At 70.2% G+C, this 26,971-nt stretch carries 27 protein-coding genes; 10 read left to right on the forward strand and 17 right to left on the reverse strand.

What is annotated here, in order from left to right:
* Nucleotides 1-115: 115 nt before the first annotated feature.
* Genes ACFQS9_RS02680 through ACFQS9_RS02720 form a run of 9 tightly spaced genes read right to left on the reverse strand, consistent with a single transcriptional unit; the run spans nt 116 to nt 8,872 of the window.
* A complete protein-coding gene (locus ACFQS9_RS02680) occupies nt 116-877 on the reverse strand; it encodes an SDR family NAD(P)-dependent oxidoreductase (protein WP_378401280.1) in 762 nt (253 codons plus the stop codon).
* Between the two features lie 34 nt (nt 878-911).
* Nucleotides 912-1,694 (reverse strand): SDR family oxidoreductase, encoded by a 783-nt coding sequence (locus ACFQS9_RS02685; protein WP_378401282.1) that lies wholly within the window; start codon nt 1,692-1,694, stop codon nt 912-914.
* 5 nt (nt 1,695-1,699) lie between these two features.
* Entirely contained in the window at nt 1,700-2,518 is an 819-nt protein-coding gene (locus ACFQS9_RS02690; protein WP_378401284.1) for a MaoC/PaaZ C-terminal domain-containing protein, read from the reverse strand.
* Complete coding sequence (locus ACFQS9_RS02695) at nt 2,518-3,696, reverse strand: lipid-transfer protein (protein ID WP_378401286.1); 1,179 nt, start codon at nt 3,694-3,696, stop codon at nt 2,518-2,520. Before ACFQS9_RS02695 ends, ACFQS9_RS02690 begins: the two co-directional genes overlap by 1 nt.
* Nucleotides 3,696-4,121 carry a MaoC family dehydratase gene (locus tag ACFQS9_RS02700; protein WP_378401288.1) on the reverse strand — a complete coding sequence of 142 codons (426 nt, stop codon included), beginning with the start codon at nt 4,119-4,121 and terminating at the stop codon, nt 3,696-3,698. The genes ACFQS9_RS02695 and ACFQS9_RS02700 overlap by 1 nt, the downstream gene beginning before the upstream one ends.
* Nucleotides 4,118-5,230: an acyl-CoA dehydrogenase family protein gene (locus ACFQS9_RS02705; RefSeq protein ID WP_378401290.1), complete on the reverse strand. Its 1,113-nt coding sequence runs from the start codon at nt 5,228-5,230 to the stop codon at nt 4,118-4,120. Before ACFQS9_RS02705 ends, ACFQS9_RS02700 begins: the two co-directional genes overlap by 4 nt.
* Nucleotides 5,230-6,177 (reverse strand): bifunctional MaoC family dehydratase N-terminal/OB-fold nucleic acid binding domain-containing protein, encoded by a 948-nt coding sequence (locus ACFQS9_RS02710; protein WP_378401292.1) that lies wholly within the window; start codon nt 6,175-6,177, stop codon nt 5,230-5,232. The genes ACFQS9_RS02705 and ACFQS9_RS02710 overlap by 1 nt, the downstream gene beginning before the upstream one ends.
* Complete coding sequence (locus ACFQS9_RS02715) at nt 6,174-7,340, reverse strand: acyl-CoA dehydrogenase family protein (RefSeq protein WP_378401294.1); 1,167 nt, start codon at nt 7,338-7,340, stop codon at nt 6,174-6,176. Before ACFQS9_RS02715 ends, ACFQS9_RS02710 begins: the two co-directional genes overlap by 4 nt.
* Nucleotides 7,341-7,396: 56 nt before the next feature.
* On the reverse strand, nt 7,397-8,872 hold the full coding sequence (locus tag ACFQS9_RS02720; RefSeq protein ID WP_378401296.1) for an MFS transporter: 1,476 nt from the start codon (nt 8,870-8,872) through the stop codon (nt 7,397-7,399).
* Nucleotides 8,873-8,989: 117 nt separating this feature from the next.
* Between ACFQS9_RS02720 and ACFQS9_RS02725 the strand changes: the two genes are divergently transcribed.
* The gene (locus ACFQS9_RS02725) at nt 8,990-9,457 is read left to right on the forward strand and encodes a nuclear transport factor 2 family protein (RefSeq protein WP_378401299.1); all 468 of its coding nucleotides are present in this window, start codon (nt 8,990-8,992) and stop codon (nt 9,455-9,457) included.
* 66 nt (nt 9,458-9,523) lie between these two features.
* On the opposite strand, the gene ACFQS9_RS02730 is transcribed toward ACFQS9_RS02725, so the two are convergent.
* Together ACFQS9_RS02730 and ACFQS9_RS02735 are read right to left on the reverse strand one after the other, a co-directional pair.
* Nucleotides 9,524-9,847, reverse strand: a complete 324-nt coding sequence (locus tag ACFQS9_RS02730; protein WP_378401301.1) for an AzlD domain-containing protein — start codon at nt 9,845-9,847, stop codon at nt 9,524-9,526.
* Entirely contained in the window at nt 9,844-10,518 is a 675-nt protein-coding gene (locus ACFQS9_RS02735) for an AzlC family ABC transporter permease (RefSeq protein ID WP_378401303.1), read from the reverse strand. The genes ACFQS9_RS02730 and ACFQS9_RS02735 overlap by 4 nt, the downstream gene beginning before the upstream one ends.
* Before the next feature lie 66 nt (nt 10,519-10,584).
* Here ACFQS9_RS02735 and ACFQS9_RS02740 point away from each other — a divergent pair, with 66 nt between their 5' ends.
* Both ACFQS9_RS02740 and ACFQS9_RS02745 read left to right on the forward strand, forming a co-directional pair.
* Nucleotides 10,585-11,145, forward strand: coding sequence for a helix-turn-helix domain-containing protein (locus ACFQS9_RS02740; protein ID WP_378401304.1), 561 nt, complete (start codon nt 10,585-10,587; stop codon nt 11,143-11,145).
* A 66-nt stretch (nt 11,146-11,211) separates the two neighbouring features.
* A complete protein-coding gene (locus ACFQS9_RS02745; protein WP_378401307.1) occupies nt 11,212-11,625 on the forward strand; it encodes a DnaJ family domain-containing protein in 414 nt (137 codons plus the stop codon).
* A gap of 127 nt (nt 11,626-11,752) precedes the next feature.
* Here the strand turns inward: ACFQS9_RS02745 and ACFQS9_RS02750 are convergent, their stop codons facing one another.
* From ACFQS9_RS02750 to ACFQS9_RS02760, 3 genes are all read right to left on the reverse strand, one after another.
* Nucleotides 11,753-12,562, reverse strand: coding sequence for an SDR family oxidoreductase (locus ACFQS9_RS02750; RefSeq protein WP_378401308.1), 810 nt, complete (start codon nt 12,560-12,562; stop codon nt 11,753-11,755).
* Between the two features lie 19 nt (nt 12,563-12,581).
* Nucleotides 12,582-14,225 carry a steroid-22-oyl-CoA synthetase gene (gene casI / locus ACFQS9_RS02755; RefSeq protein ID WP_378401608.1) on the reverse strand — a complete coding sequence of 548 codons (1,644 nt, stop codon included), beginning with the start codon at nt 14,223-14,225 and terminating at the stop codon, nt 12,582-12,584.
* A gap of 77 nt (nt 14,226-14,302) precedes the next feature.
* Nucleotides 14,303-15,523 carry an NADH:flavin oxidoreductase gene (locus ACFQS9_RS02760; protein ID WP_378401310.1) on the reverse strand — a complete coding sequence of 407 codons (1,221 nt, stop codon included), beginning with the start codon at nt 15,521-15,523 and terminating at the stop codon, nt 14,303-14,305.
* A 204-nt stretch (nt 15,524-15,727) separates the two neighbouring features.
* On the opposite strand from ACFQS9_RS02760, the gene ACFQS9_RS02765 reads away from it, so the two are divergent.
* The 4 genes from ACFQS9_RS02765 to ACFQS9_RS02780 all read left to right on the forward strand — a co-directional run bounded on the left by ACFQS9_RS02765 (nt 15,728) and on the right by ACFQS9_RS02780 (nt 19,741).
* Entirely contained in the window at nt 15,728-16,894 is a 1,167-nt protein-coding gene (locus ACFQS9_RS02765) for an NADH:flavin oxidoreductase (protein WP_378401312.1), read from the forward strand.
* A gap of 108 nt (nt 16,895-17,002) precedes the next feature.
* Nucleotides 17,003-18,658, forward strand: a complete 1,656-nt coding sequence (gene casG / locus ACFQS9_RS02770) for a steroid-24-oyl-CoA synthetase (protein ID WP_378401314.1) — start codon at nt 17,003-17,005, stop codon at nt 18,656-18,658.
* Nucleotides 18,659-18,669: 11 nt separating this feature from the next.
* Entirely contained in the window at nt 18,670-19,164 is a 495-nt protein-coding gene (locus ACFQS9_RS02775) for a nuclear transport factor 2 family protein (protein ID WP_378401316.1), read from the forward strand.
* 31 nt (nt 19,165-19,195) lie between these two features.
* Complete coding sequence (locus ACFQS9_RS02780) at nt 19,196-19,741, forward strand: nuclear transport factor 2 family protein (protein WP_378401318.1); 546 nt, start codon at nt 19,196-19,198, stop codon at nt 19,739-19,741.
* A gap of 100 nt (nt 19,742-19,841) precedes the next feature.
* Here the strand turns inward: ACFQS9_RS02780 and ACFQS9_RS02785 are convergent, their stop codons facing one another.
* Together ACFQS9_RS02785 and ACFQS9_RS02790 are read right to left on the reverse strand one after the other, a co-directional pair.
* Nucleotides 19,842-20,276 (reverse strand): hypothetical protein, encoded by a 435-nt coding sequence (locus ACFQS9_RS02785; RefSeq protein ID WP_378401320.1) that lies wholly within the window; start codon nt 20,274-20,276, stop codon nt 19,842-19,844.
* A gap of 245 nt (nt 20,277-20,521) precedes the next feature.
* Entirely contained in the window at nt 20,522-20,956 is a 435-nt protein-coding gene (locus ACFQS9_RS02790) for a hypothetical protein (protein ID WP_378401322.1), read from the reverse strand.
* 226 nt (nt 20,957-21,182) lie between these two features.
* On the opposite strand from ACFQS9_RS02790, the gene ACFQS9_RS02795 reads away from it, so the two are divergent.
* A complete protein-coding gene (locus tag ACFQS9_RS02795; protein WP_378401610.1) occupies nt 21,183-24,017 on the forward strand; it encodes an FAD-binding and (Fe-S)-binding domain-containing protein in 2,835 nt (944 codons plus the stop codon).
* Nucleotides 24,018-24,078: 61 nt separating this feature from the next.
* Here ACFQS9_RS02795 and ACFQS9_RS02800 read toward each other — a convergent pair whose 3' ends face one another.
* Nucleotides 24,079-25,428: a hypothetical protein gene (locus tag ACFQS9_RS02800; RefSeq protein ID WP_378401324.1), complete on the reverse strand. Its 1,350-nt coding sequence runs from the start codon at nt 25,426-25,428 to the stop codon at nt 24,079-24,081.
* Nucleotides 25,429-25,713: 285 nt separating this feature from the next.
* Between ACFQS9_RS02800 and ACFQS9_RS02805 the strand changes: the two genes are divergently transcribed.
* Both ACFQS9_RS02805 and ACFQS9_RS02810 read left to right on the forward strand, forming a co-directional pair.
* Nucleotides 25,714-26,484 carry an SDR family NAD(P)-dependent oxidoreductase gene (locus ACFQS9_RS02805; RefSeq protein ID WP_378401325.1) on the forward strand — a complete coding sequence of 257 codons (771 nt, stop codon included), beginning with the start codon at nt 25,714-25,716 and terminating at the stop codon, nt 26,482-26,484.
* An 11-nt stretch (nt 26,485-26,495) separates the two neighbouring features.
* Entirely contained in the window at nt 26,496-26,921 is a 426-nt protein-coding gene (locus ACFQS9_RS02810) for a nuclear transport factor 2 family protein (RefSeq protein WP_378401327.1), read from the forward strand.
* Nucleotides 26,922-26,971 lie beyond the last annotated feature (50 nt).

A 26,971-nucleotide genomic window follows, 5' to 3' on the forward strand; every position in this document is an offset into this window, starting at 1 on the left:
CGTCATCGGGCGTAGAGCGTCGACTCCTCCATGGTCGCACGCACGCCCCGGGATCCGTCGGCAGAACGGTCACTCTCGTATCCCGCGTGCATCACGCGAACGGGCGCGAAGCGCGTCACCCCCAGCGGGACTGGCCACCGTCGAGCGGGATGGTGGCGCCGGTGAGGTAGCGGGCGTCCTCGCCGACCAGGAACACCACCGCCCGGCCGATGTCCGGTTCCGGCTCGCCGACCCGGCCGAGCGGGATGCCCGCGACGAACTCGGCGGCCTCCTCCGGGTTGTTCTCGATCCACCACTTCAGGGCAGGCGTCATCGCGTGCGGCGCAACATTGTTCACCCGGATACCGTCGCGACCCCATTCCGACGCCGCGGCGCGGGTCAGCACCCGCATGCCCTCCTTGATGGAGCCGTAGACGCCGTAACCGCCTGCGTCCCAGCGCACCGCCGCCGAGGTCACCAGGTTGATGATCGATCCGCCGCCGCGCGCGACCATGTGCGGATGGCAGGCCTGCATCAGCCGCAGCGTCGCGAGCGGGCCGGAGGCGAAGGCCCGCTCGAACTCCCCGTCCTTGACGTCGAGCAGCGCGCCGGGCTTGGAATCGTTGGCGTTGTTGACCAGGATGTCGACGCCGCCGAGTTCGGTGACGGTCTTCTCGACCGCCGCGGTGATGTCCTCGGCGACGGAGACGTCACAGCGCACCGGGATCGCGGTACCGCCGAACTCCTCGATCGCCGCGACGGTCTTCACCAGCTTCGACTCGGTCCGGCCGGCGACGGCGATCGCCGCCCCCTCCTTCGCCAGGGCGTAGGCGATGCCCTGCCCGATCCCCTGCCCCGCGCCGGTGATGAGCGCGACCTTTCCGTCCAGAGTCCCCATGTGCAGTGCTCCGATCTGTGAGAGTGCGTGCGGTTCAGCCGAGCTCGGGATGGGTGGCAATGTAGCGCGCCGGATACTCGCCGCCACCGTGAACGGCGATGTCGGCACCGTTCACGTACGCGGACAGCGGCCCGCCGAGGAACAGGCAGGCGCCCGCGATGTCCGCGGGCACCGCCATCCGGCCGATCGGCAGCGTGCGGGTCACCGCGGCACCGCCGTCCGCGCCGTACACCGATGCCGCGGCATCGGTGCGGATCAGTCCGGTGGTGATGTGGTTGACCCGCACCTTCGGCGCCCATTCCAGCGCCAGCGCCCTGGTCAGCACCAGCAGGCCGCCCTTGGCCGCGGAGTACGCGGCGGTGCCAGGCTGGGGGTCGTGCGCGGAGACCGAGCCGATGTTGATGATCGACCCGCCCTCCTCCTGCCCCTGCATCAGCCGGTTGGCGGCCTGCGCAACATAGAAGGGCGCCAACAGGTTCAGCGCGACGATCTTCTCCACGAACCGCGGCGAGACCTCGGCGGCGTCCGCGTCGGGCGAGCCGCCCGCGTTGTTGACCAGCACGTCGAGCCGGCCCATCGCCCGATGCGCATCCTCGACCATCGCCCGGACCGCGTCCGGGTCACGGACGTCGACGGGCCGGAACTCGGCGCGGCGACCGTCCGCCTCCGGCAGCGCGTCCGGTTCGGTGCGGGCGCAGACCGTCACCCGCGCTCCCGCGGCGAGGAAGGTCTCCGCCACGACGCGGCCGATCCCCTTGGTACCGCCGGTGACGAGGACGCCGCGACCGGTGAAGTCGGCGGGGTTGGCGACACCCATCGCGATCAGCTCGCGAACCGGGCGTGCGCGCCCGCGATCGCCACGGTGTCCGCCCCGACCTCGAACTCGACCGCGTCGCCGTCGCGCCAACCGCGCACGGGCAGGGCCTGCCCGGGGAACACGGGGGCGGAGAACCGTCCCGACAACTCCACCAGGTCGGCGGGGTGCACACCGAGCGCGCGCGCCAGCGGCAGCGTGCTCGCGGCCAGGGTGCACAGACCCTGCAGGATCGGCCGCGGCTGACCGATCCGCTCGGCGGCGGCCGGGTCGATGTGGATGTGGTGGAGGTCGCCGGTCAGCCGGTACAGGGCCGCCTGGGTCTCGAAGGTCGCGAGCTCCGCCGACAGGTTCGGCTCCCCCTCGGGCGCCGGGGGCTTGGAGGGTCCGCGCTCGCCGCCGAATCCGCCGTAGCCGGGCGCGAACAGCGACCAGGTCGCCACGAAGTACTCGCACTCGACGCGCACCTCGAACACCGCGGCGGCGCCCTTGTCCCAGACCTCGCCGACCGAGGCGGCCAGGGTCAGCTCACCGCTGCGCGGAAGCGCTTTGAGGACCTTCAGCTCCTGCGACCCGTGCAACGCGGTCTTGGTGTCGAAGGCGCCGCGCGAGCCCAGCTCGTCCGGGGCCCACTGCGCCAGGGTCAGCGCGAACGTGGGCAGCACGCGCAGCCGGTCCTCGAACACCAGGTCCAGCTCGGTGGCCTGGGCCCCGACCGCGAGCGCATAGATGATCGCGTCGCGCTCGGTGTAGCTGACGGTCCTGGTCCCCAGGTCCGCGCCGCGCCAGCTGCCGGCATTGTCGATGTTCGTCTCGGTGGTGGTCATCACGCTGCTCCCAGTATCAGTCCGCTGGTCGGCACGGCGGTTCCGGCCGTCACCAGCACGTTGTCCACGCCGTCTGGCTGGTTCGTGGAGGTACCGCGGACCAGCCGCACCGCCTCCGCAATGCCGTTGACGCCGTGAAGATAGGCCTCGCCGACCTGGCCTCCGTGGGTGTTGGTGGGCAGCCGCCCACCGACCTCGAGGTTGCCGTCGGCGATGAAGTCCTTCGCCTCGCCGGGCGCGCAGAAACCGAGTTCCTCGAGCTGCGGGAGCACCAGCGGGGTGAAGTGGTCATAGAGGACCGCGGCCTGCACGTCGGCGGGGGTCAGCCCGCTCTGCCCGTACAGCTGCCTGCCGACCAGCCCCATCTCCGGGATGCCGGTGATGTCGGGGCGGTAGTAGCTGGTCATCATGTGCTGGTCCCGGGCGCTGCCCTGGGCGGCGCCCTTGATGATCACCGGCGTGCCGGACAACGCCTTCGCCCGCTCGGCGGAGACGATCACCAGGGCCTGCCCGCCGTCGGTCTCCTGGCAGCAGTCCAGCAGGTGCAGCGGCTCGGCGATCCAGCGTGAGGCCTGGTGGTCCGCGAGCGTGATCGGACGCTCGTGGAACCACGCCTTCGGGTTGTTCGCGGCGTGCTTGCGTGCCACCACCGCGACGCGTCCGAAGTCCTCACTCGTCGCACCGTACTGATGCATGTAGCGCCGGGCGAACATCGCGACCCACTGGGCGGGAGTCGTCAATCCCTGCGGTGTCAGCCATGCATACGCGGCGCGGTCGGCGGTGCTGTCCATCGGCCGGTCGTGCTGGCCGAGGCCGTACCGCACGCCCGAGCGTTCGTTGAACGCGCGATAGCAGACCACCACCTCGGCGACCCCGGTCGCCACGGCCATCGCGGCCTGTTGGACGGTGGCGCACGCGGCGCCACCGCCGTAGGGGATCCGGGAGAAGAACTTCAGATCGCCGAGGCCGCAGTTGCGGGCGACGAGCACCTCGCCGTTGGTCTCCGCCGTGTACGTCGACAGCCCGTCGACCTCGGACGGGTCGATGCCGGCATCGGCGAGGGCCGCGACGATCGCCTCGCAGGCCAGTTGGAGCTCGCTGCGCCCGGAGTTCTTGGAGAACTCGGTGGCGCCGATGCCGACGATCGCGGCGGCGCCGGACAGTGGGCTGATCGCCATCATCGGGTCCCTTGTGCGAAAGCCACCGTGACGGTGCCGGAGGCATGCGTGCCGAGTCCGTTGACGCCCGCGATCTTCACCTCGACCAGGCCGTCGGCCTTTGACAAGACCTCACCGCTGAGCGTCATGGTGTCCCCGGGGTAGTTCGGGGCGCCGAGCCGGATTGCGATTCGTCGCAGTGACGAACCGGCACCCGCCCAGTCGGTGACGAAGCGTCCGACCAGGCCGTTGCTGGTGAGGATGTTCATGAACACGTCCTTCGAGCCGCGCTCGCGCGCCAGCTCGGGGTCGTGGTGCACGTCCTGGAAGTCGCGGGTGGCGAGCGCGGTGGCGACGATCAGGGTGCGGGTCAACGGAATCGCCAACTCGGGCAACACGTCGCCCACCTGGACCGCGTCGTAGGCCGTTGCCGTCGCCGCGGTCATGCGTTGACCTCCGCGCCGGCCGCGAGCTGGGCGCCGAGCCGGGCCAGGTCGGAGCTGGACCCGCCAAGGGTGGCCGCGATCTGCTTGCCCCACAACAGGTGCCGGTGCACGGGGTAGTCGGTGTCGACCCCCATGCCGCCGTGCACGTGGGTGGTGCGGTGCACGACGCGCTGACCGCCGTCGGTCGCCCACCACTTGGCGACGAGCACCGAGGTGCCCGGGTCCGCACCCTCGGCGAGCAGAACCGCTGCCTGCCACAGGGTGACCCGCATGGCCTCGAGGTCGATGTAGCAGTCCGCCAGCTGGTGGCTCACCGCCTGGAAGGTCGCCAACGGACGTCCGAACTGCTTGCGCTCGTTGAGGTACGCCACCGCCTGCGACACCGCGCCGGAGCCGACGCCGATCTGGATCGCCGCCAGCGCGAGCTCGACGCGATCGAGCAGCCAGGCCACGGCGGTGCCGTCGACGGGGCCGAGCAGATCCGCTGCCGCGCCCAAGAACTCGACGTTCGCGCAGATCTCGTGGGTGGTGGACTGCGTCTGCTCGACCGTCACTCCCTCGTCCGACAGGTCTACGACGAACAGTGCCGCACCGGCCGGGGTGGTCGCCGAGACGATCGCGCGGTGCGCGATGTGCGTCACCGGCACGACGGCTTTCGCGCCGGTCAGCCGCCACTGGCCGTCCGCCTCGACGGCGGTGGTCAGTGGGTCGCCCGCGACGTAGGGCCCGAACTCCTCGAGTCCGACGGTCAGGAACAGACTGCCGTCCGCGGCGCCAGGAACGAGGGCGCCGCGCTGCGCGTCGGTGCCGAACTCGCTGACGGCGAGCGCCGCGAGCGCGGTCTGCCAGATCGGAACGGGTGCAACGTGCCGACCCTGCTGCTCGAGCAGCACGTACAGCTCCGACAGCCCCATGCCGCCGCCGCCGAGTTCGTCGGGCAGCGCGATGCCGAGCAGTCCCGTGTTCGCGAGTTCGCGCCACAGTTCACGGTCGACGCGCTCGGCGGTGCCCTCGATCTCCTTGACGCGGTCGATGCCGGCCTTGCCGGTGAACACCTCGTCGGCCAGGGTGCGAATCGCCTCTTGCTCTTCGCTGAAGTTGAAGTCCATCAGTGCTCCTCGCGTGCGGCCGGCCGGAACGCGGGAAGCGTCAGTTCCGGGTCGGCGTCGATCCAGTCCAATTCCACCCGCATGCCGATCTCGACCTGATCGGGTTCGATGCCCGTCATGTTCGCGATCAGTCGGGTGCCCTCCTCGAGCTCGATCGTCGCCACGATGAGTGGGTAGTCGAACGCGTCGATCTTCGGGTGATGGTTGACGACGAAGCTGTACACCGTTCCGCGGCCGGAGGCGTCGACGGTGTCCCAGTCCAGCGACCGGCACTGCCCACACATCGGCCCGGTGGGGTGCCGCAGGGTGCCGCACGCCGTGCAACGCTGGATGACCAACCGGTGCTCTCGCGCGGCCTCGAACCAGAATGCGTTGTCCGCGTTGAGAGCCGGGCGCGGACGCAGCGATCGGGGCTTGACCGGCTCGGCGGCACCCTTGGGACGGAAGCGGAGGGTGCGCCAGCGCTGCGTCCCGACCACCTGATCGTCGCCGTTGCGGTACGTCTTGAGCGTGGTGACGAAATGTCCGGTACCCAGACCGGTCTGCTTCTCCTCGGAGACGGACTCGACGACCTCGGTGACGCTGACCCGGTCGCCTGGTCGCAGTTCCACGTGAAACTCCTGATCGGAGTCGGTGGCGACGACGGAGCTGAAGCCGGCCTCGTCGAGCGTCGCGATCAGATCGGTCCACACGGTGGACGGGTCGTTTCCGGCCATTTTGTCGGCGTAGGTCCTCATGGTCCACACCTGCAGCATCTGCATCGGGGCGACCGCCCCGTCCCTGCCGGCGGCGCGGGCGGCCTCGTCGTCGAGGTGGATCGGGTTGGTGTCCCCCATCGTCTCGACCCAGTGCCGGATCATCGGGGTGTTGACCTCGTCGGGACCCCACGTGGCCGGGACCAGCGTCTGACCCTCGAAAGCCTTGAGCTTGGCGAGGAACTCGCTCACTTGACCCTCTTCTCACGGGCCAGGCCGAGGCCGATCGTGCCCACCATGTCGCGCAGCACCTCGTTGACGCCGCCGCCGAAGGTGTTCACCACGCCCTGGCGGGAGATCTGCTCGATCTGCCCGGCGAGCAGTGCGCCCGGCGACTCGGGCCGGATCCGGCCCGCTGCTCCGAGGATGCCGAGCAGGGTGCGGTACACGTCGACGTGCGTCTCGGTGCCGTAGGTCTTGGTGGCGCCCGCATCCGCACCGGAGAGGGTGTCCGCGGCGACAGCGGATGTCATCTTCCAGTTCAGCAGTCGCATGGCCTCGAGCTTGGCGTGGGTGCGCGCGAAATCGGCCTGCACCCAGGGGATCTCGATGACACCGTTGTCGCGCGCCCACTCCAGGACCTGGTTCCACAGTCCGTAGGTGCGGCCACCGAGCGCGGCGAGGCCGATCCGCTCGTGGTTGAGCTGGGCGGTGATCAGCTGCCAGCCGCCGTTGATCTCACCGACGACGTTCTCGTCGGCGATCCTGATGCCGCTGTAGTAGGTCGAGGTGACCATCAGGCCGCCGACCGTGTTGATCGGCGACCAGGAGAACCCGGCGTCCTCGGTCGGCACGATCAGGATCGAGATGCCCTTGTGCTTGGGCGCCTCGGGGTCGGTGCGGCAGGCCAGCCACACGTAGTCGGCGGTGTTCGCGCCGGAGGTGAAGATCTTGTTGCCGTCGATCACCCACTCGTCGCCGTCGGGGACCGCACGGGTCTTGAGCGAGGCCAGGTCGGTGCCGGCCTCTGGCTCGGTGTAGCCGATAGCGAAGACGATGTCGCCGGCCAGGATGCCGGGCAGGAACTTCGCCTTCTGCTCCTCGGTGCCGTACTTCATCAGCGTCGGGCCGACGGTGTTCACCGTGACGAACGGGAAGGGCAGGCCGGCCCGCTGCACCTCGTCGAAGAAGACGAACTGCTCCTCGATGGAGCGGCCCTGCCCGCCGTACTCGACCGGCCAGCCGATGCCGAGCCAGCCGTCGCGGCCGAGCAGCGTCACGATCTCGCGGAAGTACTCGCCGCCGACGCCCTGCTCACCGGCCTTACGGCGCTTCTCCTCGGGCAGTAGGGCCGCGAAGTACGCGCGCAACTCCCGGCGCAGTTCGACCTGCGCCGCAGACTCCCTCAACTCCATCGATGCTCTCCCGTTTCTCGCGCTGTATCCACATACACCTCGCGCAGGATCGGACGCTACGGAGCGGCGCGGATCCGGTCCGGTTCAGTCTCACTCAGCGGTAGATCCACCGGGAGGTCTCCGTCGCCCGGGATGAACACCGCCACGATAAGCGAGAGCAGGGCTGCGGCGGACCCGATCCCGAACACCAGCGCGTACGCGCCAGCCGTCGGGAACTCCACGCCCGCGACCTGCATCATCGACGCCGTGGTGACCGCCGCGACGACCGCGCTGCACGCGGAGGTGCCGATGGACCGGGCCAGCGAGTTGAGGCTGTTCGCGGCCGCCGTCTCGGACACCGGCACGGCGCGCATGATCATGGCCGGGACCGCCCCGTAGGCGAACGCCGCCCCGACCGCGGTCACCGCGATGCACGCGACGATCACGCCCAGCTGGTGCGGCACCACCGCGCGGGTGAGATTGGCCGCCAGCAGGATCCCGGCGCCCAGGAGGAAGGTCGTTCGCGGCCCCCGGCGCCGCGAGATGTGCGCGGACACCGGTGAGAACGCGATCATCATCAGGCCGCCGGGCAGCAGCGCGATCCCGCTGAGGGTCAGCGACATCCCGTAGCCGTACCCGGTCTCGGTCGGCGCCTGGAAGATCTGCGCGCTCACCATGAACGAGGTGAACATGGCGAAGCCGATGAGGATCGAGGCGATGTTGGTCAGCAGCACCTGCCGTCGGGCGGAGACGCGCAGATCCACCAGCGGCCGCCGGGCCCCTCCCGAGGCCAGCCGCAGCTCATAGGCGCCCCAGAGCAGGAACAGCATGGCCGACGCGCCGAACAGCCCGAGAACGGCCGGACCGGTCCAGCCCCAGCTGTTGCCCTGGGTCACCGCGAGCAGCAGACAGATCAGCGCCGCCGACAGACCGACCGCCCCCACCAGATCGAAGCGGCCGCCGGTCCGGACCGGCGACTCGGGCACCAGCGCCCAGATCGTGACGATCTCGATGACGCCGAGCACGGCGGCGCCGCCGAAGAGCCAGTGCCAGCTCAGGTGCTCGGCGACCACGCCGGTCAGCGGCAGCCCGATGGCGCCGCCCGCGCCGAGGGTCGAACTCATGAGTGCGATACCCGAGCCGACCCGCTCGGCCGGCAGTTCGTCCCGCATGATGCTGATGCCCAGCGGGACCACGCCCATCGCGGCGCCCTGCAGCGCCCGGGCGAGGAGCACCACGGTGAACTCGTCGGACACCGCGCCGAGGACGCTGCCGACCACCATGATGGCCAGTGCGATGAGCAGCATCCGGCGCTTGCCGAACATGTCGCCGAGCCGGCCCAGGACCGGTGCGCAGACCGCGCCGGCGATAAGGGTGGCGGTCACCAGCCACGCGGCGTTCGACGCCGAGGTGTTCAGCAGTCGCGGGAACTCGGGCAGCAGGGGCATCACGATGGTCTGCATCAGGGATACCGCGATGCCGCAGGAGGCCAGGGCCGCCACCACGAGCCGGGCGGAGGACGACCTCCCGGCGATCGATTCTGTGGCCAACATTCCTCCAGACGGACTTCTCGACCCCGATCATGCGCCCTCGCACCCGATCCGCGAGCCACATTTCCCGCTCACCGGTAGACGACGCGCGCACAGTCCGGGGGACCGCATACTCGGGGCATGAGCACTCACAACGACGCCACCGACCGCGCCGAGCTATCGGACCTGGTCGGCCGGTACGCGGCGGCGGTGGACGGCCGCGACGCCGCGACGCTGACCGGGCTGTTCGCCGCCGACGCCCAGTTCGTGCAGCCGCAGGCGCTGGTGCGCCGCGACCAGGACCCGGTGACCGCGGGCGCGGAGACCATCGCGACCACCGTGCTCAACGCCACCGCGCACCTGCACTCGACGCATCACGCGGTGCACCAGCAGGTCCTCGACGTCGTCGACGTCGAGGAAGCGGCCGGGCAGACCTACTGCACCGCGCACCACGTCTACCGCGCCAAGGACGGCGGGCTGCGCGACAACGTGCTGGCGATCAGGTACCAGGACCGGTACCGGAAGGTCGCGGGCAGCTGGCGGATCGCGCACCGGGAACTGGTGGTCGATTTCGCCGAGGACCGCGCGGTCACCGTGCCGGGCGCCTGACCGCCCCTCGCGGCCCGGGAAGGATGGGCCCCGGATTCCGGGGCCGATCCTTCCCGAGACGATCGATCAGGGGACGCCGAGCAGGCGCAACCCGGCCGCGGTCGCCGCGGCGGCGAGCACGGCGACGAGGAACGGTGCCCTTCGCCAGGCCAGCACCCCACCGACCAGCACCCCCAGCGGTCGCGCGACGCCGGCCGCGCCGTGGTCCTCGGTCAGCGCCGTGGTGGCCGCGACCGCGATCAGCAGCACCACCGCCGCGGTGCCCAACAGCATCTCCACCCGATCCGGGACCGCCACCCTGGTCCGCAGCGCCGGACCCGCGAACCGGAAGGCGAACGTTCCCGCCGCCAGCACGAGAACCGAAACCATCAGCACCGCAGACACGTTCATCCGATCGCCTTTCGCGCGCCGCCAGCGAAGAGCCCCACGAGCGCCAGCAGCACCGGGATTCCCGCGGGCAGGAAGGGCGTCGCGGCCAGCGCCACGCCCGCGCCGACCAGCGCGGCCCGCGCGGTGCCCGGGTCCCGCAGCGCCGGGAGCACGAGCGCCAGCAGCACCGTCGGGAACATCGCGTCCAGACCGAGAACGTCCGTGTCGCCGATGATGCTGCCCGCCGTCGCGCCGATGAGCGCCCCGGCGGGCCAACAGACGAGGATCCCGAGACCGCTGAGCCAGTACGCCGTGCGTCGGCGCGTGGCGTCGTCCTGGCCTAACGCGAACACCGTGCTCTCGTCGTTGAGGATGTGGCTGCCCAGCAGGCGTCGCCAGCCACGGCCGGTCACGTCCCCGACCGCGAGCCCGAACGGCAGGTGCCGGGCGTTGACGAGCAGGCCCGCGGCGAGCGCGGCGAGTGGGCTCCCGCCGGCCGCGACGATGCCGACGAACAGGAACTCGGAGGCCCCCGCCAGGACGAGTCCCGCCATCAGGACGGGCAGCCACGGCGCGAACCCGAGACCGACCGCGATCGCGCCGTAGGACACGCCGACGATTCCGTCGGCGAGACACACCAGGGCGATGTCTGCCCGGAGCCCTCGATCCAGTGTTCGCCATGTCGAACGCATGACTTTTATAATGAACACACACCAAGTGTTCGTCAAGTCGAACAATACGACCGATATAGTGAACACATGGCACCGGAGGGGAAGGCACCGCTGGACGCGATCGCGTCCGCGCTGCGGCAGGAACGCGAGCGGGCCGGGCTCTCGCTCACCGAGGTGGCCCGGCGCGCTGGGGTGGCCAAGTCGACGCTGTCCCAGCTCGAGGCGGGCACGGGTAATCCCAGCGTGGAGACGCTGTGGGCACTGTGCACCGCGCTCGACATCCAGATCTCGCAACTGCTGGACCCGCCGAGACCGCGGGTCCAGGTGATCCGCGCCGACGAGGGCCCGGCGCTGCACTCGGATCGGGCCGACTACCAGGCCACTCTGGTCGCGTCCTGCCCGCCCAACGCGCGCCGCGACGTCTACCGGATCGCGGCCGAACCCGGTCCCGCGCGCGAATCGCAGCCGCACCCGCCCGGCGTCATCGAGCACGTCGTGCTCAGCGCAGGCCGGGCCCTGGTCGGGGTGACCCACGAACCCGTCGAACTGGGCCCCGGCGACTACATCGCGTATCCGGGCGATGTCGCCCACGTGTTCCAGGCGCTCGAGCCGGGCACCCGCGCGGTGATGATCTCCGAGCACTCCTGAGACAGCCCCTGCCCCGCAGGCTCGACGACCTGGGCCGACCGTCCCGACTCGGTGCATCCTGGAGACATGACCGAACGCAAGCCGTGGGACGTCCCGTTCGAGTCGTGGGTCGAGCGTCAGATCCGCGTCGCCCAGGAACGCGGCGACTTCGACAACCTGCCCGGCGCGGGCAAGCCCATCCCGCACCTCGCCGACGACGACGAGCTGTGGTGGGTGAAGAACAAGCTGCGGGCCGAGGGCCTGTCCACCGAGGTCCTGCTGCCGCCGGCGCTGCAGCTGCGCCGCGAGGTCGAGCGGCTGCCGGACACCGTCGCGGACCTGCCGACGGAGGCCGAGGTGCGAGAGGTGGTCGCGGAACTGAACCGCCGCATCGCCGACTACCTGCGCGCGCCGAGCGCACCGCGGGTGCCGGTACACCGGGTGGACGCCGACGCGGCCGTGGCCGGCTGGCGGTCCGGCCGCCGCCCCCGCACCAGGTGACCGCTGCCGTCACCCGGCATCCCTCAGGCCAGGCCCAGCCGCTCGAGAGCAACTCGACCGGATCGGGCAGCGGGCAGTCGTCCGGCAGGTGCGACTTGCCGGTCGACGCCACGCCCTTCCGTCGTTGTCAGACCGTGAGGGCGTCGACCAGTTTCGGCGCCCACACCACCTTGCCGACGAACCTGTCCGCTCCGGGATCGGTGGCCAGCCACACCGCGGCACGGGCGGGCACCGTCGCGGGGACGGCATCGAAGCCGCTGTCCACTATCGCATCGGTACCGCCCCGCGCCTGACCCGACTCGGTCACCACGAACCCGGGACTGAGGTTGAACGCGCGGATCCCGCTGTCGCGGTACTCGGCGTTCACGGCGCCCGCGAGCCTGCCGAACGCGGCCTTCGACGCCGCGTACGACAATCCCCAGCCGCCCTCGCCTGGCGCTGCGGGCGGGTCCGTGGCCGCCGAACCGGACACCAGATCGATCACCACTCCCGATCCACGCGCCACCATCTGCGGCAGCAGTCGTTGGACGAGCGCGAGTTGGTGCAGGAAGTTGCCGCGCACCATCGTCTCGGCGTCCGCGACGTCGATGTCGAGGATCCGGTCCATGTTGCCTGCGGTCTGCGCGTACGCGTTGTTGACCAGCACGTCGACCCCGCCCCACTCCTCCAACACCCGATCGACCGCGGCCGTCACCGAGTGCAGGTCGAGCAGGTCCATCGGCACCGGCATGGCCCGCACCCCGAGGGCCTCGACCTCGGCAGCGGTGGTCGCGAGGCTGCCGGGAACCGGGATCGGGTCACCGTGCGTGCGCGGAGCGACCCGACCGTCACCCTCCCGCACGGTGCGTGCCGTGAAGGCCACGTCGAATCCCTCGCGGGCGAAGGCGAGGGCGATCTCGCGCCCGATCCCCCGGCTCGCGCCGGTCACGAAGGCCACGCGACGATTCGTCGTCGAATCAGACACCGAGGAACCGCTGCCGACCGGATGCCTGGAACTCGGACTCCAGCCGTCGCTTGTCGCCGTCGGACATCGGCCGGTAGCTCGGACCGCCGCGTCCCTCCCACCGGAACACCGGCTCGTCGGTGCGCCAGAGCTCTGCCTGCAGCTCGCGCTTGAGCACCTTGTTCGACCCGGTCACAGGCAGGTTCGTCGAGACCCGGACGAATCGCGGCGCCGACTTGGTGCCGAGGTCGTCCTGGGTGCCGAGGAACGCGGCGAACTCCGCCGGATCGAAGTCGGTGTGGTCGGCGACCTCGATCGCGGCCATCACCTGGTCGCCCGAGCGTGGATCCGGCACCGCGTACACGCCGGTCGCGATGACCTTCGGGTGCCGGCGCAGGACCCGCTCGATCATCAGCGCGGAGGTGTTCTCCCCGTCGACCCGGATCCAGTCGCCCTTGCGGCCGGCGAAGTAGATGAACCCGGCCTCGTCGATGTAGCCGAGGTCGCCGGTCCAGTACCAACCGTGCTTGATCCGGTCGGCGATCGCCTGTTCGTTCTTGTAGTACCCCTCGAAGCGCTTGGCGCCGCCCTTGTCGATCATCTCGCCGATCGCCTCGTCCGGGTTGAGGACGCGACCGTGCTCGTCGAGCTTCGCCCGCGCGCACTCGACGCGGGTGTCCGGGTCGACGACGGCGATCTCGTCGTGCGCCGGCCGGCCGAGCGCGCCCTCGGGCGCCTCCGGGTCGAGCTTGACCGAGCCGGCACCCTCCGACGAGCCGTAGCCCTCGAACAGCTCGGCCCCGAAGCGGCGCACGAACTCCGCCTTGTCCTCCGGAGAGGCCTCGGTGCCGAATCCGCGGACGAGGGCGTTGTCGATGTCGTCGGCCCGCTCGGGCGTGGCCATCAGGTAGGACAGCGCCTTGCCGACGTACGTGAAGAACGTTGCGCCGAAGAACTTCACGTCGGGCATGAACCCGGTCGCGGAGAACTTGCGTGCCCGCGGCAGGCACACGGTCGCGCCGTTGGCCAGCGCAGGCGCCCACAACGCCATCAGGGCGTTGCCGTGGAACAACGGCATGCAGCAGTAGTCCACGTCCTCGCGGACGTGCCCGTACTTCGCGGTGTTCGCGTGCGCCAGGCGCGCGAGCCTGCCCTGGCTGCATCGCACCGCCTTGGACATGCCGGTGGTGCCGGAGGTGAACAGCAGCAGGAACAGAGTCGACTCGGAGAGCGCCGGATCCAGGACGGGATCCGGCACCCGATGCGCCGCAACGCGTTCCGCATACCCCGGAACGTCGACGAGGAGGAACCGGTCCTCGGTCAGCCCGAGGTCGAGCCCGCGCAGCTGCGCCATGCCCGCCGCGTCGGTGACGATGAGCTGGCAGTCGACGTAGCGGACCTCGGCCTCGAGCTCGGCGCCACGCCGGGTCGGGTTGATCCCGACGATCGCGGCCCCGCTCAGCGCGGCGCCGCCGAGCCAGAACAGGAACTCCGGGGTGTTCTCGAGCAGCACCCCGATGTGGAACGGGCCGTCGACTCGCAATGCGGCGGCCAGCGCGCCGCGGGCCGCGCTCTCGCGGACGGTCTCGTCCCAGGTCCAATCCCGCTCGCGGGTGCGCACGCCCAGGTGCGCGTCACCGAGGCGATCCAGCAACATCTCGGCGATCGTGGCGCGTTCCAACTCGACTCCTGTACTCGATGCCCTTGTACTGACAGCTTCGACGGCGGCCGTTCTCACGCGGGCACCGGGGGGTTCGCGGGCTTCGGGTTCAGCACGCAATGGGTGCCACCGTAGATGGCGCACATGCATTTGTTGCAGTGATTGCACAGCGACTTGAGGTTCTCGTCCTCGCGGATCCTGTTCACCATCTCCGGGTCCCGCAGCAGCGCGCGGCCGACGGCGACGAACTGGAACCCCTCGGCCATCGCCTCGTCCATGACCGCCTTGTTGGTGACGCCGCCGAGCAGCACCAGCGGCATCGTCAGCTGCGAACGGAACTGCTTGGCGTCCTCGAGCAGGTAGCCGTCCGTGTACGGGTACTCCTTGAGGAAGTGCTTGCCGACGAGCTGGATGCCGAGCTTGGTGGGCTGGGGCATCACGGCGGCGAACTCGCGCAGCGGCGCGTCGCCCTTGAACAGGTACATCGGGTTCAGCAGCGAGCTGCCCGCGGTCAGTTCGAGGGCGTCGAGGGAGCCGTCCGCCTCCAGCCACTGCGCCACCCGGATCGACTCGTCCAGCCAGAAGCCCCCTGGCGCACCGTCGTCCATGTTGAGCTTCGCGAGGATGGCGATCTTGTCGCCGACGGCGTCGCGGACCGCGCGGGCCGTCTCCAGGGCGAACCGGGCCCGGTTCTTCAGCGAACCGCCGTACTCGTCCTTGCGCTTGTTGACCTTCGGGCTCAGGAAGGAACTGATCAGGTAGTTGTGGCCGAAGTGGATCTCGACGGCGTCGAACCCGGCCTCCACCGCGCGGCGGGCCGCGTTGGCGTGTCCCTCGGTGATCCGGGCGATGTCCGCCTTGGATGCCGGCTTGGAGAAGTTCTGCGTGGTCATCCGAAACTGACGCGACGGTCCCAGCGCCGGGTGACCGATGTACTTCGAGGCGGCGACCGGACCGGCATGGCCGATCTGCGCGGAGACCGCCGCGCCCTCCGCGTGGACGGCGTCGGTGAGCCTGCGCAGCCCCGGCATCGTCTCGTCTGTCCACTGGATCTGGCCTGGGGAGGTGCGCCCATCCGGGGCGACCGCGCAGTACGCCACCGTCGTCATGCCGACACCGCCCGCGGCCGGACGGCGGTGGAAGTCGATCAGTTCGTCGGTCACCAGGCCCTTGGGGGTGAGGCCCTCGAAGGTGGCGGCCTTGATGACGCGGTTGCGCAGCGTGAGCGGGCCCAGCTTCGCGGGGGCGAGCGGATCCGGAGCGGAAACCGTGGGAGAACCGAGATCGGTGGTCATGACAACTCCTCGTGCAGCGATGTGTCTCGAACGCTAACCACGAGGCCGACAACCGACGGTCGAAGTCCCGGTCAGTGGTAATGCCCGCACCGGTCCCTCCTTCCCGGTGACCGGGAGGCGCCCGGCGGGCGGCCGGGCCCTGCAGTAGAACTCGCGAGTGGCCCGCCACGCGGCCCAGACCACCCGCTACCCGAAGGCTCAGTGATGTCCGACAGCACCGGGGGCCGATCGACCGGCTCCGTCTCCCCCCTCTTCCAGCCGCTCCGCGTGCGCTCCGTGACCCTGGCGAACCGCGTCGTCATGTCGCCGATGACCCGGTCGTACTCCATCGACGGCGTCCCGGGCCCCGACGTGGCCGACTACTACCGGCGCCGCGCCGAGGGCGGCACCGGACTGATCGTCACCGAGGGCGTCGCGATCGATCACCCGACCGCGGTAGACAGCCCGAATGTGCCTCGCCTTCACGGTGATTCGGCACTCGCCGGATGGCGCACGGTGATCGACCAGGTCCATGCCGCCGGCGGCAAGATCATTCCGCAGCTGTGGCACGTGGGCCCGCTGTGGGGCGCGATGGGGACGGTGGACCCGGCGGCGAAGCCGATGCGTCCGTCCGGGGTGTGGGGTACGCCGGGCATCACCTCGTACGGCGACGCCTACGTCGCCCGGGCTCAGGAGCCCACGGACCCGATGACCGACGAGGACATCGACTCGGTGATCGCGGCGTACGCGCGCTCGGCCACCAACGCGATGGAGGTCGGCTTCGACGGCATCGCGATCCACGGCGGCCACGGCTACCTGCTGGATTCGTTCCTGTGGGCGGGCACCAACCACCGTGACGACCGATGGGGTGGCGATCTCGAGCGCCGCACCCACTTCCCCGCCGAGGTCGTGCGGGCGATCCGAGCGGCGATCGGCGAGGACGCCCCGATCGTCTACCGGTTCTCGCAGCACAAGCAGCAGGACTACACGGCCCGCATCGCGCAGACACCCGACGAACTGGGTGTGATCCTGGGCGCGCTGGTCGACGCGGGCGTGGACGTGCTCGACGCCAGCATCCGGCGATTCGACGCACCCGCGTTCGAGGGCAGCGACCTGTCCCTGGCCGGCTGGGCCAAGCGGCTCACCGGGGTGACCACCATGGCCGTCGGCAGCGTCGGCATCGGGAAGTCGCTCCGCGACAGCCGCCTCGAGGGATCGGCCCCGACGGTCGACAACATCGCGGAGCTCGAGCGGCGAATCGGATCCGAGGAGTTCGACCTGATCGCGATCGGCAGGCTGCACCTGGCCGATCCCGGGCTCGCGGGCACCCTCCGTGCCGCTGGGCCCCTGCCCGCGTTCGATCGGGCCCGGCACGAGGGCGCCCTGTACTAGGGCGACGCACCGAACCGGACCGGTCCCGGTCAGTGGAAAACCGCTCCGGCACCCACCCTTCCCATGAGAAGTTGCGTGCAGTTCAATAGCTGCAGAAAGGCACCCTCGATGACCACTGCCACCGATCCCCAGGCATTTCTCGCCGCCGTCATGGCCCGGCTGACGGGCCCGGGCGGGCGGTTCGAGATCGCGGAGGAAGAGGTCCTGGGCGCGCGGATGCCGGTGATGGTCAATCGGGGCAGATCGGTGAGCGAGCTCATGGCCGCCTCGGTGGCCTACGGCGACCGCGACTACCTGGTCACCGAGGACCGCCGGATGTCGTTCGCCGAACACGCCGCGGCGGTGGCGTCGCTGGCCGCGGCACTGCGCGACGAGTACGGAATCGGCACGGGCGACCGGGTCGCGATCCTCGCCGCCAACACCGTCGAGTGGGTGGTCGCGTTCTGGGCGACGCAGACCCTCGGCGCCATCACCGTCGGGCTCAACGCGTGGTGGGTGCCCCGGGAGATCGAGTACGGCCTGCAGCACTCCGCACCCAAGGCCCTGATCGTGGACGCGAAGCGGGCGGTGCTGCTGACCGAGGTCGACACCGATGTCCCGGTCATCACCATGGAGACGGACCTGCCCAGGCTGATCGCCGCGCACCCCGATGCGGAACTGTCGCAGGCCGACGTCGCGGAGGACGACCCGGCGGTGATCCTCTACACCAGCGGAACCAGCGGAAAGCCCAAGGGCGCCTTGCACTCCCAGCGAAATCTGCTGGCTGTGGTGGACTACCACCGGTTCGGTGACGCACTGGCCGCCGCCTTCACCGGCAAGGAGTACGAGGAGCCGAGCGACCTCCGCTACCTTTTGACCTCACCGCTGTTCCACATCGCCAGCCTGCACAACCTGGTCGTGCCGCGGCTCGCCACCGGCAGCGCCGTGATCATGTACCAGGGCTCCTTCGACGCCGACCGGGTGCTGGGCATGATCGAACGCGAGAGGGTCACCAACTGGGGAGCGGTGCCCACCATGGCATCTCGCCTCATCGACCACGGCGACGTCCGCAGGTACGACACCTCGTCGCTGACCTCGTTCGCGCTCGCGTCCGCGCCCTCGTCGGTGGCGTTCAAGGAGCGACTGCGCCAGGAGGTGCCGTTCGCGCACGACGCGCTGGTGGACAGCTACGGCCTCACCGAGTGCAGCACCGCCATCGCCGTCGCGACCCCGATGGACATCGAGCAGTTCCCCGGCACCCTGGGCCGCCCTATCGTCACCGTCGCGCTGGAGATCCGGGATCCGCTCGGGCGGCGGGTGCCCGACGGCGAGGAGGGCGAGGTCTGCGTGCGCAGCCCCTTCGTGATGCTCGGCTACTGGGAGAACCCGGAGGCCACCGCCGCCGCGATCACCGACGACCGCTGGTTGCACACCGGCGATTTCGGCAGGATCGACGACGGCCGGCTGCGACTGACCGGCCGCCGCTCGGACCTGATCCTGCGCGGCGGCGAGAACATCTACCCCACCGAGATCGAACAGACCCTCGACGAACACCCCGATGTCGTCGAGTGCGCCGTGGTCGGGGCCTCACACCCGGACCTCGGGCAGGAGGTCGCCGCAGTGGTGGTGATCGCCGACGGTGCCATGGTCAACGAGGACGAGTTGCGTCAGTTCGCCGCCGAGCGGCTGGCCTATTTCAAGGTTCCGACGCGATGGCGGCTGACGACCGAGCCGCTGCCGCGCAACGCGACGGGCAAGATGGCCCGCGGCAAGATCGAACCGTAGGGGCGGCGACCGTGGACGTGCGGCACACCATCGAACGGCTGTCGGCGATCGAGTCGATCCGGTCGCTGATCTACAGCTATTCGCACCTCATCGACCGCGGCGCGCTGCCCGAGGTCGCCGAACTGTTCACCGAGGCACGCTACGGACAATGCGACGGCGAGGGCGCCCCGGTGGGCACCCCGATCGACCGCGACAGCGCCGCGGTCCTCGAGGCGAACCGCGCATTCATCCGGATGCACGGCGACCCGCCGTCGCCGCGTACCAAACACCTGACGACCAACGTCCGGATCACCGTGGCGAACGACAACAGGACGGCCGAAGCGCTGGCCTACGTGACAGTGCTCCAGGGGACCGCAGAACTGCCGCTGCAACCGATCCTCACCGGGCGGTACTTCGACCGTTTCGCCCTGCTCGACGGGCAGTGGCGGTTCACGCAGCGGCTGTGCTGCATCGACCACGTCGGCAATCTGTCCGCCCACGCCAGACGGTCGCTGGCCCGACCGTGAGCAACGCACACAACAGGATTGGGAGACAAGGGTGACGGGAACGCGCGAGTCCGCACGCACGCAGCCGGGATCCTCGGCACTCGATGAACTCCTCGACAAGCAGGCGATCTACGAGGTGGTGATGCGCTACTGCCGCGGCATCGACCGGCTCGATCTCGACCTGGTACGCGGCGCCTACCACCCGGACGGGATCGACCACCACACCGGCTTCGACGGCACCGTCGACGAGTTCATCGCGTGGGTGCGGCCCAAGCTCGAGTCCCTCAGCGGCACCATGCACCACATCGGCAACCACCTCGTGGAGCTGTACGGGGACGTTGCGATCAGCGAATCCTATTCCACCGCAACTCATTGGGGCGGCGGCGATGGCGCGGCCGACTTCACCAGCGGCGCCCGCTACATCGACCTGATGGAGCGGCGCGACGGCAGGTGGGCCATCGCCGAGCGGTGGGCGGTCCGGGAATGGACCCGATCCGATGCCGGCCGGATGATCCCGCCCGAGGGCGCCGGACCGCGCGGCCGCCGCGACGGCACCGACCCGCTGGTCGAACTGCGGTCGCGACTGGCCGCGCGGTAGCGGGACTCGACCCGCCGATCAGTGCGCCTCGAGGTCGATGTCGGCCCCGAACTCGCTGCCGATGGATGCCGCCGGACCACGCGGCACGCTCGGCGGGCGATCAGCTGCCGAACAGGGATCCGACGGACTCCACGGACATGCCGGCCTCATCAGCAGAACCCCTCCGAGGGGTGTCCGGGCTGGCGGAAAGTTCCGTCGCACCGTCCGCATCGACACAGGTCGCGGTGACGTTGTACGACCAGTCCTTGTTGAGCACCGGCGAGGTGTACGTGCCTACGCCCGGGCTTCCGGTCACAGCCACCTCGCCACGGGTCGAGTACCTTCCCCAGATCTCGGTCACGTCGACATGGCATCCGACCAGTGTCGGAGAACTGACTTCGGTGAGCTCCACCGTGATGGTGCCGTTCGGCATCGTCTTTGCGTGTATGTAGCCGGCTACCGTTGCGGAACTGAGCGCGGGATTGACGGACAGGGCCAGAGCGGCGAATCCGACGACGGCGCCGACGCGGGCGATGCTCTTGCGGGATGTCTTCACAGTGTGTCCATTTCTTGACGAGTGGCCTGGTCCGATGGAGCACGAGCAGGCATGACAGCTGACATCATGCACCGCGCCTCGCGATCCGAACCTCGTTCTCGAAGGATTGGGCACACTCGTCCAGTTCGTCCAGTTGTACTGTTTAACAACAGATTTCATGGAAACGCACCATGTGCCTCACGAACGCCGGAGCGCGAAATGTGCTCGCTCCGGCGCCCGGCGGGGCCCTGAAACCGCCGCGTCGATCAGCTGCCGCTGATCAGCTGGACGCTGCCCAGGTTGATGCCGCTGCTGCCGGCACCGTCACCCACGGTGACCTCCACGCCGCCCGCGGGGGTCAGGAACGTGAAGCCCCCGGCGTCGAAGCAGACCGCCTCGACGCGGTAGGCCCCGTCCTTGAGCGCGGGCGACCTGTACGTGCCCGAGGCCGGGTTGCCCGACAACCGGGCCGGGTCCCCGGCCACCCACTGGCCGGACAGGTCCTTCACCTGGCCGGAGCACGCGAGCAGGGTCGGGGAGGTGACGCCGGTGAACTCCACGACCACGCTCTTGCCCTCGACGTGCACCGCGGCGGAACCGGCGACCACGGCCGAGCCGACCGCGGGGTTGGCGAGCAGGGCGATGGCGGCGAACCCGGTGACGGCGCCGGCTCGGGCGATGCTCTTGCGGGATGTCCTCACTGCATGACCTTTCATGTCGATGTGTCCAGGATCTCCGGCCCGGACTGACGGGGAGTCGAACTGCGGCTGCCATCATGCATCTCCCTCGGGTCCGCGGCCTGACTTCTCGCATTTTCGCCACCGGCGGCAATCGATCGAATTAATGTGCCTGCCTCGGTCATTCGGCCCGGGCTCCGGAGCTGGCAGGAGGTGATGCCCTGGCCGTAGTATCGGCAGGGTGTCGCAGATCAGCGGTACCGACGATCTGACCCCGGCGATCGCCGCGCTTCGCGCGCACGTCGCGGGCGAGGTGGACGACAGCATCCGGCGCCGGGCCGAGTACAGCACCGACGCCTCCAACTACCGTGTCGTGCCCTCCGTCGTGGTGTTTCCCCGGTCCGACGACGACGTGGCGGCCGTCCTGGACGTCGGCCGCGCGCACGGACTGTCGGTGACCGCCCGGGGAGCCGGAACCTCGGTGGCCGGCAACGCAATCGGATCCGGGTTGGTCCTCGACTTCAGCAGACATCTGAGCCGGATCGTCGCGATCGACCCCGACCGGCGGACCGCGGTGGTGCAGCCCGGGGTGGTGCTGAGCGCCCTCCAGCGGGCGGCCGCACCGTACGGGCTGCGGTTCGGCCCCGACCCGTCCACCCAGGACCGCTGCACGCTCGGCGGGATGATCGGCAACAACGCCTGCGGACCGCGGGCCGTCGCCTGGGGGCGCACGGCGGACAACGTCCACGCCCTGCGCATCCTCGACGGCACCGGGGCGGAACGACGGCTGGCCGACGACCTCGCGGCCGCGCCCGGACTCGACCGCCTGGTCTCCGACAACCTCGCGGTGATCCGGACCGAACTGGGCCGCTTCGAGCGGCAGGGGTCGGGGTACGGGCTCGAGCACCTGCTCCCCGAGCGTGGGCACCACGCGGCCCGCGCCGTCGTCGGCTCCGAGGGCACCTGCGGCCTGATACTCGACGCGACGGTCGGGCTCGTGCCGGTCCCGGCCGCCACCGCGCTCGCGGTCCTCGGCTATCCCGACATGCCCGCCGCCGCGGACGGCGCCGCCGCGGTGCTCACCACCCGTCCGCTGGCGATCGAGGGGATCGACGCCCGGCTGGTCGACGTGGTCCGCAGGCACAAGGGGGCGGCCGCGGTTCCGGCGCTGCCGCGCGGCGGGGGCTGGCTGTTCGTCGAGGTCGACGGCTCGACGCCCGCCGAGGCGATGGCACGGGCGGCCGAGCTCTGCCGCGGATCGGGTGCCCTGGACAGCCGTGTCGTGCCGACCGGCCCCGAGTCGGCCGCGCTGTGGCGTATCCGCGCGGACGGCGTCGGGCTGGCCGGACGCACCGCCGACGGTCAACCCGCCTGGCCGGGCTGGGAGGACGCCGCGGTCCCCCGGGAGCGCCTCGGCGCCTACCTCCGCGATTTCGCCGACCTGACCCGCAGTCACGGGGTGGACGGCCTGCTCTACGGGCACTTCGGCGACGGCTATGTGCACGTGCGGCTCGACCTGCCCATCGCGGAGGCCCCGCACCGCTTCCGGGCCTTCCTGGTCGACGCGGCCACCCTGGTCGCGAGCCACGGCGGCTCGCTATCCGGGGAGCACGGCGACGGCCGGGCCCGCTCCGAACTGCTCCCGCTGATGTACTCGGAGTCCGCACTGGCCGCGTTCGCCGGTTTCAAGGCGGTCTTCGATCCGGGCAACGTCCTGAACCCGGGTGTGCTGGTGGACCCGGCGCCGTTCGACATCGCCCTCCGGGTGGCGCAGGCGCCGCCGGCCCCGTTCGCCGGAGGCCTGGCGCTGGCCGAGGACCGCGGCGACCTGAGCACGGCGGCCCACCGCTGCGTCGGCATCGGCAAGTGCCGCGCGGACACATCGGGCTCGGGCGGCTTCATGTGCCCGTCGTTCCTCGCGACCGGTGACGAGAAGGACAGCACCCGCGGCCGCGCCCGTGTCCTCCAGGAGACGATCAACGGATCGCTGGTGACGGCTGGCTACGGTTCCCCCGAACTCGAGGAATCCCTCGACCTGTGCCTGTCCTGCAAGGCGTGTGCCTCGGACTGCCCGGCGGGAGTCGACATGGCGGCCTACAAGTCGGAGGTGCTGTACCGGCGGTATCGGCGCCGTCCCCGGCCGCGCACCCACTACACGCTCGGAATGCTGCCGCGCTGGGCACGGTACGGCGGACGGCTGCCGCGGATCATCAACGCGGCCACCGCGATCGGACCACTGCGGCGGAACGGACTCCGGATCTCGGGCCTCGATCCTCGCCGCGAGGTCCCCCGGTTCGCCGACGAGACCTTCCGCAGATGGTGGCGGCGGCGGCCGGCCCCGACGGGATCCGACCGCGAGGTGCTGCTGTGGATCGACACCTTCACCGACGCCTTCACCCCCGCGGTGGGTCGGGCCGCGGTCGCCCTGCTCGAGGCCGCCGGCTACCGCGTCCTGATCACCCGACGGTCGGCGTGCTGCGGACTCACCTGGATCAGCACGGGCCAATTGGACGGCGCACGAAGACAATTGCGTAGGACACTGGACCAGTTGCAGCCCCACCTCGAGGCCGGCCGCCCTGTCGTAGGCCTCGAGCCGTCGTGCACCGCGGTGCTGCGGTCCGACCTGCTCGAGCTGCTGCCCGACGATCCCCGCTCGGCGCTCGTCGCCGCGTCCACGCACACACTGGCCGAGTTCCTGACGACCGCCACCGACGCCGACGGCGAGCCGTGGTCACCACCCCGTCTCGACGGGACCACCCTCGTCGTGCAGCCGCACTGCCACCAGCACGCGGTGCTGGGTTTCGACGCGGACCGCCGACTGCTCGCCGCCGCCGGGGCCGAGATTCACGAGATCGCCGGATGCTGTGGCCTCGCAGGTAATTTCGGCATGGAGCCGGGACACTACGAGGTGTCGGTCGCGGTGGCGGAGAACGGCCTGCTGCCCGCGCTCCGGGCCGCAGGCCCGGACGCAGTGCTGCTCGCGGACGGATTCTCCTGTCGCACCCAGGCCGACCAGCTCGCCGCTCGAGACGGCCGGCATCTGTCGGAGCTCCTGGCCACCGCGCTCCGCCTGCCGGTCGACTAGCGGTGCCGCCGCGCGGCCCGGGAGGTCGCCCGGGCTACGCGGTCCGGCCCGCTCGATCAGCTCATCGCGGCCACGAGGCCGGGCGCCTGTGCAGGCTCGTCTTGCGCTGCTCGAGCTGCGCCTGGCGCGTGCCGTGGTTGATCTCGGGGACGTTCGCGAGCGCGCCGGCCAGTTGATCGACGGGAACAACTCCGGCCTTGACCGGACCGGGGATGACGTCTGCCGGCAGGTCCTGCCACCGGAGGAAGATCAGTCCGCGGGTGTGTCCCACCGGGTCGACCCAGTTGCACACGTTGGGATCGCGCTGGCTCACCACGAACGTCACGGTGCCGTCCGGGTTGGTCGTGGCCTGGGACCTGCTCAGGCTGGACTGGTGGCTCCAGTAGTCCATCGAGGTGAACCAGTTGTTGCCGAGCTGCATGCCGAGGTAGGGCGCGCCGGCCGGATCGACGGTGAAGACCAGCGCCTCGTCCGGTCCCAGATCGAACTGCGCGAAGGCATTGACCTGCCCCGGCAACCCACCGCGGGTCGGGGCGGGTGGCGCAAACGAGTTGACCGGCAATACCTGGAGAAGTTGCTTGGCGTAGCTGGCCCAGAACTCACCTTGGAGCGTCGTCCGGCGGGCGACCTCGGCCGCCGGGTCGGCCGGGACGGGCACCCCCGGTCCACCCACCTGGCTGAGCTGGAGTTCGGCAGCGGTCTGAGTCGACCAGTCCGCCAAGGTATCCCGCACGACCAGGCGCTTGCTGCCCTTCCCGAGCTGGATGTGGTTTTCGCCGGGGCGTCCGGGCTCGGTGCTGAGCGTGAGCGTGAACGACCCGTCCGACGCGGTCGCGATGTCCTTGCCGGACAGGAAGCCCGTCGTGTTCCCGAGCCCCCCGTCTCCGGGATAGGCGTCGAGAACCTGGAAATAGATGTTCTGCGACGAGTTCCGGTTCCCCCGGATCACATAGGAGCCGTCCTCGACGATGGTGGCGGATCGGTAGATCACGTCCGGGTTGTCCAGCCCCCACCGCCGATCCGGCTGGTCGTCCCATGCGATGGACGTTCGGCCGAGGTTGGCGACATCACTGGCCACCGCGAGGGCCAGACCGTCGACGTACGGCCGCATCTCGGCCGACGTGGCGTCGTCCGCAGCCAGCCCCGATTGCGCCAGGGTGCCGAGGAGCTTCTCCTTGGCGGCGACGACCGCAGGCTCCCGCGTCAACGCGACGGCCCGAGCGTCGAGGTCAGCGTTCCCGAGGAAGCGCATCGGCGGGGCGAGCGGCGAACGCGGGCATCCCGACGAGTCCGATGAACCGCCGAATCCGACGGAACCGAACGGCTGCGCGGACGCAGGCGCGGCGGGGAGCAGCAGGGCGCCGACCACGGCCGGCACCGCCGCGACCGCGGCGAGAGATCGAGTATGCATGGGCACCATCCTTCGGCCGATCCACGGCACGGTGACGTCAACGGACCTGTCCGTTCTCCGATCGGAGAACCAGGAATCTCTGATCACTGATGAGGTGACGCGGGCCACGCTATGTCGGCTTTCGCAACCACCCGATCGGCATCTCCCACTGAGCGAGAAAACTGACACAACCAAGCGCTTGCTTGCCACTCGCGATTGGGCTATCAATAGAGTCACGGACGCGGAGGTCCTCGCAGCGATCGCGGAACCCTCAGCGGCAGAACGACACCCAGCGATGGAGGAGTTGTGGGAGATTTCAGTCATCGATCCGGGGCGGCGCTGGTGCTGGGCGCCAGCGGCGGATTGGGGCAGGCGACAGCCCAGATGCTCCTGGAGCGGGGGGCCGATGTCGCCCTGACCTACTTTCGGTCCGAACGGGCGCTCGAACCACTTCTGGACACCGCCCGAACCCACGGCCGCACGGCCCGGACCTGGCAGCTCGACCTGTCCGACGCCGCACGCACGTCGGACGTCGTGACGCAGGTGGCGACGGAGTTCGGCGGCATTCACACCCTGGTCTACGCCGCCGGGCCGCACGTGCCGATGGTGCATCTGAGCAAGGTCCCGCCTGCCGACTTCGAGCGCCAGGTGGTGGGCGATGTCGCCGGGTTCTTCAACGCGGCCCATGCGACGCTGCCCCACCTGCGGAAGAGCCGGGGCAACCTCGTCGCGGTGACCAGCGCGGGCACCTCCAGGTTTCCCGTTCGTGACGGCTTGTCGATCGGACCCAAGGGTGCCGTCGAGGCGCTGGTCCGGGGCATCGCGGCCGAGGAAGGGCGCTACGGCGTCCGGGCCAACAGCGTCGGTCCCGGGATGACCACCGACGGAATGGCCGAACGGCTCATCGAGACCGGCGACCTCGACGACAACGCATTGGACGTCGCGAAGGCCCACATTCCGCTCGGGACATTCGGCAACGCCGAGGACATCGCCGAGGCCGTGTGCTTCCTCGCCTCCGACCGCGCCGACTTCATCAGCGGGCAGAAGCTGGACGTTGACGGAGGATACGGCGTATGACGAGCGGGTGCATGATGGAAGAGACTGCGTCCGAGGCGATCCGGTCACTCATCGCTCGCATCGCACACACGGCGGACGAGGAATCGGTCGAGGAGTACGCGCAGCTCTACACCGAGGACGCCGTGTGGGAGATGACCGGCACGACGCAGGCCGGCGCGACACCCCAGATCTGCACCGGGCTGGCGGAGATCATGGCGGCCGTCCGTGAACGTCGCGCGACAGGTATCGCCGGGCCCGGCACCGCCACCCGGCACGTGACGTCGTGCGTCGCCGTCTCCATCGAATCCGAAGACACCGCGCAGGCCGAGTCCGTCTGGCAGTTCTACGCCGACACGACCACCTCACCACGGCTATCGGGCATGGGCAGATACCACGACGTGCTCCGCCGGGTCGGCGGGCGCTGGCTGCTCGCGAGGCGTTCGATCTCCGTCGGCTGAGCGGCCGAGGCGCCCCCTGCCGTGACCGGGGGCGCCTCGCTGTCCACTAC

The sequence above is a fragment of the Rhodococcus daqingensis genome (genome assembly GCF_042665615.1).
GTDB classification, from domain to species: Bacteria; Actinomycetota; Actinomycetes; order Mycobacteriales; family Mycobacteriaceae; genus Rhodococcus_G; species Rhodococcus_G daqingensis.